The organism is Bartonella saheliensis, assembly GCF_902162175.1.
In genome coordinates this window covers 22035-33193 of record NZ_LR607210.1, presented here as the reverse complement: position 1 = coordinate 33193, position 11159 = coordinate 22035, and the positions used below count along the sequence as shown (strand labels likewise).

6 protein-coding genes and 1 tRNA gene are annotated in these 11159 nt (G+C 38.7%); 2 read left to right on the top strand and 5 right to left on the bottom strand.

The window, feature by feature from the left end; all coding sequences use genetic code 11:
• Positions 1 to 862: DnaB-like helicase C-terminal domain-containing protein (locus FS875_RS06050; protein WP_144754465.1), on the top strand; the 862-nt coding region annotated here is incomplete at its 5' end.
• Positions 863 to 1060: 198 nt separating this feature from the next.
• Here the strand turns inward: FS875_RS06050 and FS875_RS06045 are convergent.
• The 5 genes from FS875_RS06045 to FS875_RS06025 form a co-directional block, all read right to left on the bottom strand.
• Positions 1061 to 1134, bottom strand: a tRNA-Gln gene (locus FS875_RS06045).
• Between the two features lie 63 nt (positions 1135 to 1197).
• Positions 1198 to 1956, bottom strand: coding sequence for an iron ABC transporter ATP-binding protein (locus FS875_RS06040; RefSeq protein ID WP_144754462.1), 759 nt, complete (start codon positions 1954 to 1956; stop codon positions 1198 to 1200).
• A complete protein-coding gene (locus FS875_RS06035; RefSeq protein WP_144754458.1) occupies positions 1953 to 2903 on the bottom strand; it encodes an iron chelate uptake ABC transporter family permease subunit in 951 nt (316 codons plus the stop codon). The genes FS875_RS06040 and FS875_RS06035 overlap by 4 nt, the downstream gene beginning before the upstream one ends.
• Entirely contained in the window at positions 2896 to 3852 is a 957-nt protein-coding gene (locus tag FS875_RS06030; protein ID WP_144754455.1) for an ABC transporter permease, read from the bottom strand. The genes FS875_RS06035 and FS875_RS06030 overlap by 8 nt, the downstream gene beginning before the upstream one ends.
• A gap of 106 nt (positions 3853 to 3958) precedes the next feature.
• Positions 3959 to 4909 (bottom strand): siderophore ABC transporter substrate-binding protein, encoded by a 951-nt coding sequence (locus FS875_RS06025; protein ID WP_144754452.1) that lies wholly within the window; start codon positions 4907 to 4909, stop codon positions 3959 to 3961.
• A gap of 198 nt (positions 4910 to 5107) precedes the next feature.
• Here FS875_RS06025 and FS875_RS06020 point away from each other — a divergent pair, with 198 nt between their 5' ends.
• A complete protein-coding gene (locus FS875_RS06020; protein ID WP_144754449.1) occupies positions 5108 to 10570 on the top strand; it encodes an autotransporter outer membrane beta-barrel domain-containing protein in 5463 nt (1820 codons plus the stop codon).
• Positions 10571 to 11159 lie beyond the last annotated feature (589 nt).

The window sequence follows — 11159 nt, the reverse complement described above, 5'->3', positions numbered from 1 at the left end:
TGATAAAATGGGCGGGTTGCAACCATCTGATTTGATTATCCTAGCAGGGCGCCCTGGGATGGGTAAAACGTCCCTTGCAACCAATATTGCCTTTAATATTGCCAATGCTTGCAAGCGTCATGATGACGGCCAAGCCAGTGAAGGGGGGATTGTCGGTTTCTTCTCCCTTGAAATGTCAACAGAACAGCTTGCAACCCGTATTATCTCAGAACAAACAAAGGTTTCTTCTTCTGATATACGATGGGGTAATCTTTCTGATGATCAGTTTATAAACATTGTTCATATGACGCATTCCCTTCAAACCATTCCTCTTTATATCGATCAAACGGGGGCTGTATCTCTTACACAACTAGCCGCGCGTGCAAGGCGTCTTAAACGACAACATGGTCTAGATGTTTTGATCATTGATTATATCCAACTGATGACAAGCGGTTCAAAGCGTTCTTCTGAAAACCGCGTTCAAGAGATTACAGCCATTACTATGGGGCTTAAAGCGCTTGCAAAGGAACTCAATATTCCCATCATTGCGCTTTCGCAATTATCGCGACAAGTTGAAAATAGAACAGATAAACGTCCCCAACTTTCCGATTTACGTGAATCAGGTTCAATCGAGCAAGATGCCGATATTGTGTTGTTTGTTTATCGTGAAGAATATTATCTCAACAATGAAGAGCCCAAAGAAGGCAGTGCTGAATATCACAAATGGAAAGAAGCAATGGAGCAAGTGAAGGGCAAAGCTGAGGTTATCATAGCCAAGCAACGTCATGGACCAACAGGAATCGTCCCTCTGGCTTTCCAATCTGACTTTACATGCTTCTATGACCTAACGGATAACGACAACTTTCCAGAAATATCTGCTTGAGCTCAAAATAATGATCCGATGCTTGAGAAGCAAAAACCGATAGATTCTCACAAAAAATGACGAATCTAAAAACAACCTTTGAAAGGCCTTTGAAGACCCTTTGAGAACCCCTTAAAAATCATGTGAAAGAAAATAAATTGGTACAAAACCTGGTGGCAAAATATACAAAACCTGGTGGCAAGCTACATACAGCTATATTGGCTGGGGAACTTGGATTCGAACCAAGATTGACGGAGTCAGAGTCCGCTGTTCTACCATTAAACTATTCCCCAATAAGCCAATTTTGTCATCTCTAGCAGATTCTACAGTGTAGGCAAGCGTAAAATTTTTTATGCTTATCGATAATAAAGAGCGATAGGGATATCATTGATTGTTTTGATTTGAATGTCGACATCATAAATGTCTTTAAGAATTTTTGGCTGCATAATTTCTTTGGGTGTCCCCAAATAGGCTGCTTTTCCATTTTTCAATGCAACAATCATATTTGAATAGGATGAGGCGAAATTAATGTCATGCATAACAATAAGAATGGTTTTTTTCAACTCATCAGCTGTACGGCGTAGTTGTTTCATCATAGAAACAGCATGTTTCATATCCAGATTGTTTAATGGTTCATCTAAGAGAAGATAATCAGTATCTTGGCAGATAACCATGGCAATAAAGGCTCGTTGACGCTGCCCCCCAGAAAGCTCATCTAAAAAGCGGTTCTTTAAATCTTGTAAGCCAAGATAGCGTAGTGCACTGTCGATGAATTGTTTATCTTCTTTACTATACCAGCCTTTTGAATAAGGATAGCGTCCGAAACTCACTAAATCGTACACGGTTAAACGGAAGGATAAAGGATTATCTTGACGCAAAATAGAGAGCTTTTGAGCCAAAATATCATGAGGTATTTTATCAATATCAAAACCGTCGATATTAATTGTGCCTTTGTCGTGCGGTAAAAGACGTCTTATCAACATTAAAAGAGTTGATTTTCCGGAACCATTAGGCCCAATAAGAGAAATAATTCCCCCTTTAGGAAGATGAAGACATAAATTATCAATAATCAATCGTGCTCCATAAGATTTGGAAAGATGACTGATCTCAATCATTTTAGTTTTCCCTTCATCAGTAATATTAAGAAAACAATCCCTCCACAAAACTCAATGATAAAACTTAAACGTCCTGCCATGTGAAAAATTTGTTCTAAAATAAATTGTCCCCCCACCAAACAAATAATCGCTAATAATATTGCAATTGGCACAACAACACTGTGTTTTGCTTGAGGTGAAAGTTCATAGGAAAGGTTGGCGACTAACAGTCCAAAAAAAGTGACGGGGCCTACTAATGCAGTAGAAATAGAGACAAGAATAGAAACAAAAATAAGAATAGCTGTCGCACTTTTGTGGTAATTAATGCCAAGATTGAGGGAATTTTCACGTCCCAAAGCCAAAATATCAAGAAGATGACGTGAACGCCATCCAATTAAACTCACAATGAAAACAATAATTATGGCAAAGCTTATGAGTGACGTATTAAATTTATTAAAATTGGCAAACATAATATCTGTTAAATTCATCATTTGGTCTGGATTGAGTTGCAATTGCATAAACATCCGTAAACTGAAAAAAAAGCCGCCTAAAACAACACCAATTAAAAGCGTCAAGTGAAGACCTTTTAGGCTTCCTGAAAATAGCCAGCGGAAAAGACTTATGGAAAAAAGAATGAGAATGAGGGATTCGAGAATAAGCTGTCCTTCTTCATTCAAAAAGGGTAAAGAAAGAGAGCCTAAAAAATACATCAAAACAGTCTTTATTAAAATATAAAGCTGATCAAATCCCATAATTGAAGGGGTCAGAAGACGGTTATTAACGATTGTTTGAAATAAAACTGTAGAAACACTTATTGCATAGGCAATAAGAAGCAGAGAGATCAGTTTTGTCAGACGAAATGACCATGTGTAAACATTGATATTCCACGTCATGTAAAGACTGATAACAGTACATGCTATGATGATAAGCGTTGTTAGTACACATGTTGTTTTTTTTCTTCTATCCAAGACGCTTTCTCCAGCGTAAAAGTAGTATTATAAACATAAAACTACCGATCACACCCATTATGGTGCTGATGGGAATTTCAAAAGATGGATGAATCATTCTCCCTAAAAGATCACAAATCAAGATCAATCCTGCACCGCTGATGGCTACCCAAGGAGCGGTATAGCGCATATTATCTCCCATAAAACTTGAAACGATATTTGGAATAATCAATCCAACAAAAGGAATACGGCCGACGGTACAGACAACAACAGCAGTGATTGAGGCGACAATAAAAAGACCAAAAAACATGACAACACGATAATTCAATCCAAGGTTATTGGTTAAATCTTCTCCTAAGCTTGCAACTGTAAAGCGATCAGCCGTATAATAGGCCAGAATACAAAGGGGAAGGGAGAGCCATAAAAGTTCGTATTTTCCCTCAAGAATCATGGTAAAACTACCAAAGAGGTAGGCTTGAAGAGAAGGAAGGAGCATTTCATAATCTGCAATGGCATTGGTTAAAGAGCCTATAATATAGCTTAGCATAATTCCTGTAAGGGGTACAATGAGAGTCGACTTTAGAGGAATGCGGCGCAATAAAAACATAAAAAGTAAAGTGCCCATCATAGCAAAAAGTGTCGCAACAATCATTTTTCCTAAAACAGGGATATCGGGCAGGAAAATTATAATAAAAAGAATGCCAAGAGAAGCAGATTCAACGGTTCCAGCGGTTGATGGCTCAACAAAGCGATTACGTGTCAACAGTTGCATAATCATGCCTGAAAGTGCAAGCGCTGCGCCTACTAAAAGGATTGCAATGGTACGAGGAAGACGCGTTTGCCAAAAAATAAGCCACGCATGGGGATCGGCGGCAAAGAGATCAGAAGGCATGACGTCAGAATAACCAACAAAAATGCTGAAGATGGACAAAAAAATTAGAAGGGTTATGGTTATCCAATAATTCTTCACGTTAAATCATTTTCTTACAAAACTTAGCAAAAAACAAAGGTTGTTTCATAAAAACAACCTCTGCTTTTAAATTTTATTCATAGAGCAAGCAAGCTTTTTTGGATGCTTATTTTCTCTTTGTAAAGGCTTCATTGATCTGCTTAGCGGTTTCAAGAAGTCCTGTTAAACCACCACTTGCACGGTACCAGCTCCAAGAATCCAAATAAATAATTTGGTTTTGTTTGCTGGCTGTTGTACGGTGAACAAGCTCATTGTTGAGCAGTTGTGCTGCGGATAATCCTTCCCGTCCAATTGCAGCATCGCGATCAATTACCAATAACCAATCAGGATTTGTCTCAAGAATAAATTCAGGAGAAATAAGTTGTCCATGTTTTTGCACGGTGAGCTTATCGGTTGCAGGAGCAATTCCGAAAGCGGAATGGAAAATATCAAAACGTGATTTTGGTCCTAAAGCGCTGATCTTTCCTCCAGATGTCATGAGGATGAGCCCTGTGCCTTTTCTTTGGGTATTTTTATGGACCTCAGCTAAAGTTTCATTGAGTTTTGCAATTTCCTTTTCTGCTTCCTGTTCTTTGCCAAAAATTTTTCCAAGGATAGACACATTTCGTTTAATATCTTCAAGAGAATTTTCATTTCCTACTGTTAAATCAATGGTTGGAGCAATTTTGGATAAATCGTTATATTTAGCTTGAGTTCGAGAAGAAATAATAATCAAATCAGGCTGAAGAGTGGCAATTTTTTCATAATCCGGTTCAAAAAGAGTGCCTATTTTTTCATATTTTTCATCATTAAATTGTTGCAGATAAGATGGTTTTTTTCCTTCAGGGATACCAACAACCGCTTTTATGCCAAGGCGATTCATATTATCAAGAGAGGCAAGATCAAACACAATAACTTTTTGCGGAGAAGCGAGAACAGAAGTTGTGCCTGAAACATGATTAATCGTTATACTTGTTTGAGTATTTGTATTTGCGATACTCGTTTGTGTCCATAAAATCGTTGCAAAGCTCATTGCAACCAGTAAGACAGAGGTCACGCATTTCATATATTTTATCATCGTGATTTTATCCTTTTATCTGATATTACAAGGGGTTGTGTACTTAAAAACTTAACTTAGGCTTTTTTATGCACAAAATGACGCAACAATAAATAACACTATGTTGTAAAGTTGACTAACATATGTTACAAACTGTTCACTTACCTCATTTTCACTTAATTCTAGTGTTTTTGCAACATTATTTAGAAAGTTTGACATATGATCAATGTATTTAAAAAGCGTACACGTTTGTACGCACTGACAACAAGTGCTTTCTTCTTTTTACAAGGTTTTGATGCCTCTATGGCGGCGAGTGATGTTGGAACCATTATTGAGCCTTCTCCAGTTCAGGTGGGATCATCTAAGTCTAGTTGTGATTCTAATTTCAGTGGAAACGCTGATGCAAAACATCCCCCCATTAATTGTAATAACGGGACATTTACAATGAAAGGAGGTCAGATTAGTGTAAAAGGAGCCCGTGATAATGGAGTGCATGCAACAGGTAGCAGAACAAACGTTAAAATACAAAACGCGTCTATAAAGGGTGTAGGAGGTACGGAGGAACATGATTATGATAAGGAAGAAGGCGTCGAAGATGCTGTATATGCAGTAGATGGTGCGGCTGTTGAGTTGGTTGAATCTCAGATTCAAGCTTTTGAGTCTGGGCTTGAGGCCAAAAATAAAGCTGTAATTAACATGAAAGGTGGGGATATTTCCAGTATTAGTTTAGGTGTTTGGGCTACTAATGGGTCATCTGTTTTTTTGGATGATGTGGTTATTGATGCGAATGCAACAGCTTTATATGGTGCAAATGGGGCTGGAGTAACGATGAAGTCTGGAGATTTGAGTTTCGTCAAAGGGAACTCAGGAGTTATGTCCGAAAGTGTAGCGTCTGTTAAATTGGAGGGGACTGTTATTTCAATTAAAGACGCAGAAGAAGAAGAAGAAGAGTATGCTACTTCTATTTTTATGTCACATGATGGTTTTATCGCTTTTAATCACGGAGAGCTTACTGCCTCTGATGTTATTGGCTTTTGGATTGGCGATGATCCTACGGATAAATCTTTTGAAAATTTAGGTAAAGGGATTTCTAATGAATTTCTTCTTAAAAATTTTTTGAATTTTCCTCTTGAGAGTGATGTGTATCACTTATATAGCACTGAAGAAGTTGCTGAAATGCGAAAGGTTCGCAATGAAATTTATGGGGCTTATGAGGCTCGTGATGAAGCTGAGGAGAAAGTTATCTCTACTATGCGAGATATTGTAGGTTATCATAATATAGGTTCTTTTAGGGTTAGCGCTGGTGTCAAGTCTTCGATTATTGAAATAAAAGGTAGTGATGGGGTTGGAATAGATTTTGAAAAGGGGGGTAATAAAGAAGGTACGAGAAACGTTAATGGAGGTAGTGGACAAGGGGGAAATAACAACAGAGGGCGTATGGTTGTTTTGCAAAATGCTAATCTCAAAGTTGCGGATGGTGTGGCCATTTATGGTCGTAATTTGAAAGGCTCTGTTCTTCTTGCAGGGAAATCGGAAATTTCTGGTGATCTATTGTTGCAAGCTACATCTTCTGCTCACCTTTCGGTTTTTGCACATGACTCTACAATTGTAGGTGACGTTTCTATTAAAGATAATGCTAGTGCAGAGTTCTTTTTGTCTGATAAGTCCGAGTGGCGTTTAACAAAAAGTAGAAGAAAAAAAGAAAAAAATAATGATTGTGTAGATTCATGTATTACATCTTTGAATCTTAAAAATAGTACTTTTAAGTTCTCTCCGGAAAGTGGTATTGGAAATTACCGGACTCTTCGTATTGGGGGTGGGGAAGGTGTGGTTTACAATGCCGATAACGCTTGGATTCATTTTAATGTGCATCTGGGGGGCGGATATGTTCGGGACCGTAACGATGTGCAGGTGTCTGATAGGCTTTTAATTCATGGGGATGTTTCTGGAAGAACTACATTGCATATCAATGCTACTGCAGGAGATGGCACTTCAGGAGATACCGCTTCAGGAAGTGTTAGAAGGGCAGACGCGCCCTACAGTGTTTCACTCGTTCAGGTTCATGGAAAGGCACAAGAAGATTCTTTTCAGTTGAATGGTGAATATGTTACGTTAAATGGTTATCCTTACCAATATACTCTTCATGTTTATGGTCCAGAGGTGTCACAGACTGTGAAATATTTTGATGCTCAATTACAGAAAGGGGAAACGGAGTTTTGGGATTTCCGTTTAGAAAATGCAGAGTTTGTTTCGTATTATCTTTATTCTGATCAGCGTAAGTCTACCGCTGCGTATAAGTCACCTCCTCAACGTGAAAAAACTTCTGTAGTTATTGTCAAAGGTGTTGAGGATACTGTTTATTCTGGTTCTGACGTTGGGGGTGTGCGCGAGGTTTCTGAGGAATCTGAAAATGTACATGCTGCTTTACCCGTTGGACGCACTTTGCTGTCTATCGAAGAATCAGATCCTATTTCGTCTTCTAGTACTCCTACTTCATCTGAGGAGAGTGCGTCTGTAGTAGCTACTCCACCTATTTTGCGTGAGGAAGCTCAAAGATCTGGGGCTGTGGGGTCTTCTTCTGTATCATCTGAGGAGAGTGCGTCTATAGTAGCTACTCCACCTATTTCGCGTGAGGAGGCTCAAAGATCTGGGGCGGTAGGATCTTCTTCTGTATCACCTCAGTCTCATATTTCTCTTAAAGATGTAGATTCTGATAGTTCTCATGTAACTATTCCTCCTATAAAATCAGCTGCTGCTATGAAGCTTTCTACTCCTGTGGTTTCTGAGGAACTTCCTGCACCTTCTAATGGAGCTTCTGTTTTGAAGCCTTCTGCTTCTGTGGTTGCTGAGACATCTTCTGCATCTTCTAATGGGCCTGTTGGAGGTATTCTTTTGCCTAATAGTGCTGGTAAGAAAACGGTTTCTTCCACGTGTGATGCTGCACAGAATAATGGTGAGAGGGCGTTGCAAACTCCTTATTCATGTAGTGATGGACAATCGCGAAAAATAACAAACCTTATATTGAAGGCAAGTGATAAAACTCAGCATTCTATGCATGCAAAGAAGCAGAATACGGTTATTAAGTTAGAGGGAGCCACGATTAGTGGTGTGGATTCTTCTGATCGCAATAATGTTGATTTTACTGAAATAGGGGCTGTGAGTGCTGTGCTGGCAGAAGAGGGGGCAGAAGTTATTTTGGATAAAAAATCAAAAATTACATCTTCTGTGATTGGGCTTGAAGCACAAAGTGGCGGGAAGGTTACGATGAATGATGGTACAGTCGATGCGCTTTATGTCGGCGCTTTGGCAGATTCTGGATCATCTATTAATTTAAAGGATACAACGCTTAACGTAACAGGAGATTTGGCTGTCGCTGGTCTGGCAAGTCAAGGCGGTGTGCTAATCATGAGCGCTGGGGCTATTGCTCTGACAAAGGGAGTGGCAGTGAGGTCAGAAGCTGGGGGAAGTATTAGATTAGACAAAGTTAATATTATTGCGAAAAAGGAATCAGAAAAGCCAAATTCTACAGAGAAGTTTAGACGTGCTGCTTTTCTATTGAGTGATAATGCTTCTGTTGATTTTAAGAACGGAAATGTTGTGACTGATGGACATGCTTTGTGGGTTAGAAAGGGTGATGATGTGGTTGAAACGAGGACTTCTAGGAAGAAAAGATCTTCTGAGGTTCGTTCTGCTATGAATCATGCGAATATCGAGGCTTCTACTGTTAAAGTAGAAGGTGAAGGAACCTATGGTATCTATTTCGATGGGCTAATACAGAAGGAAGAGAGCAAACAAAATCAGAGTAAGAATTTAGCAACTGAGAAAGCAAATGTTGTTAAGCGAAGTCCTTTAATCATACAGGATATGCCTATAGCTATAACAGGGACAGTTTCGTTGAAAAAAACTGATTTTGACGTTGCAAAAGGTGTAGCGATCTATGGTAATAATTCTGGTGGTCGTGTTTTATTAGAAAATAAAACAACACTTTCTGGTGATTTGTTGTTGAAGGCTGAGAACGATTCTAATATATCGGTTTTGGTGGATAATTCTATTGTTACAGGAGGTGTTCGCGTTAATAAAGATTCTTATGCAAAATTAGATTTGGCCAATAGTTCAGAGTGGATTCTCAAAAGAAGTGTCCAGAAGAGTTCAGGGACTCCAGATTTAGGATGTTTGGATTCATGCCTTTCTTCTGTGAGACTTGTAAATAGTGCTATTAATTTTGTACCTTCGGAATCTGGACAAAAATATCAAACTCTCCATATTGGAAATGGAAAAGGCATAGTTTATGAGGCACAAGGTGATGCTGTTATTCATCTCAATGCACGTTTAAATCCTCATGATTCAAGTGGTCAGCAAGTAACGGATCAACTTGTCATTCATGGTGATGTTTCTGGAAAAACAAAAATACATGTACGAGGCGATGCAGGCAATGTAGCAAATAGTCAAGTGAATGCTAAGATTGCTCACAGTGTTTCAGTTATTCAGGTTTATGGTCAAGCGGAGAAAGATTCTTTCCAACTGGATGGTGATTATATTGCGCTGGCGAACTCACCTTACAAATATACGCTTCGTGCTTATGGTCCAGAAGCAACTTCCAAACAGGAGCATGCTCGGCAGAAATTTGTTAAGGATGGTGGAGCATTTTGGAACTTCCGTTTAGAAAATCAGTATGTTAAGTCTGCTGGATATTCTGCCCTTCCTGAAAAAATTGTCAGGACTGTTGTTCCACAAGTGCCAACTTACCTTGTCTTGCCTAATAGCGTATTCCATGCTGGTTTGATGGATATTAACAATCAAAGCAAACAGTTAGAAACTTTACGGATGACTTCTACGGGAATGGTAGAGGTTCGTGAAAATCCTGCTTTATATTTACGCGGCTATGGTGGAAGTTACCGTTATGCTTCAGATTTATCTGCACTTGAATATGGTTATGACGGTGATTTTGATTATCGTGGTGTAGAGGCCGGTGTGTTGCTGAAAACTATTGAAAATACTGATAGTGCTTTATCCTTTGGGGTTATGGGAACGTATGGAAAACTTTCTCTGCAGCCTTTAAATGTTGAGCAAAGTCAAAAGAGTGCATTTGATAAATGGACTGCTACAGTATATGGCAGCATGCAGCATAATGCGGGCTTCTATGTCGATGGTCTTTTATCTTATGGTCTGTTTAAAGGTGATGTTCTCACTCTTGCACGGGGTAAGACGGCAACATTGAAAGGTAATCCTTTGAATGTTTCTTTGATTGGTGGTCAGGCAATTGCGACAGGGTATAAAGGCTTTGTCTTTGATCCGCAGGTTCAAGTTGTGTATCAGCATCTCCAATTTAGTAAGGCCCGCGATATTGATAATTTTGATGTTGAAATGGGTAACCTTGATCAATGGGTGGCACGTGTTGGTGGACGCTTAACCAAGAATCCTACAGGTTCTGAAGGTGTGAATGCTGTTGCTTTCTACGGTAAGCTTTATCTTGCTCATGGTTTTGGGGAAAAACAGTCTGTGCAGTTTAAAGATACTTTCAAGTTAGGAGCATTTGGTTCTTCATTAGAGGCTGGGGTAGGATTTGATGTCAAATTGTTGCCACAGTTCTCTCTGAATGCTGATGTTCTTTATCAACATAAGCTCAACAAAGCAGGTTTCTCTGGAGCAAGTTTCTCCGGGGGCGTGCGTTATCAGTTCTAATATAAAGTACAGGGTGTACTTTTTTTAAAAAAAGGCAGCACGGTGTGCTGCCTTTTTTCTTTATAACAATTTGTATTGTTCTTAAAAGATTCTCGTCTTCTTAATATGAATAGAAAAGACATCATTTATTGTGCGTATGAACGCATTTTTCTACGCTAAAGCGAATTTTCTTAACAGTTTTGCTGATGATGATGCGATAGAGTGACCCCACTTGTATGGGCTTTTTAAACGTTCATGAGCCCAGTATGTGTTATATTATCTTTTTGAGTGCTGTATTTGATATTATCTAATATAATATTTGATGCTTTCTAAAGCTTGTTTTTGAGCGCTTGTCTTCACTGATTTAAATCATTTTTTCATTCATTTTGTTGTGGAATAATTTTAAAAAGTACACAAGGATAAATTGTGCTTTTTAATTAATTACACGTCATGATTTTATTTTTTCTTTACACGAAATACAGAATGCATTATACACTTATAAATTGTGTTTTGTAATTATTCTCTTATAGATGGTTTTACCCCTAGAGTTTCTGCCAAGTTTATAGGGATAATTCATTACATAGTTCAAATGAGCATGAGAGACATGTCT

Coding starts and splice junctions, on each gene's coding strand:
- FS875_RS06025 (WP_144754452.1), bottom strand. CDS start 4,909: ATGATAAAATATATGAAATGCGTGACCTCTGTCTTACTGGTTGCAATG.
- FS875_RS06040 (WP_144754462.1), bottom strand. CDS start 1,956: ATGATTGAGATCAGTCATCTTTCCAAATCTTATGGAGCACGATTGATT.
- FS875_RS06020 (WP_144754449.1), top strand. CDS start 5,108: ATGATCAATGTATTTAAAAAGCGTACACGTTTGTACGCACTGACAACA.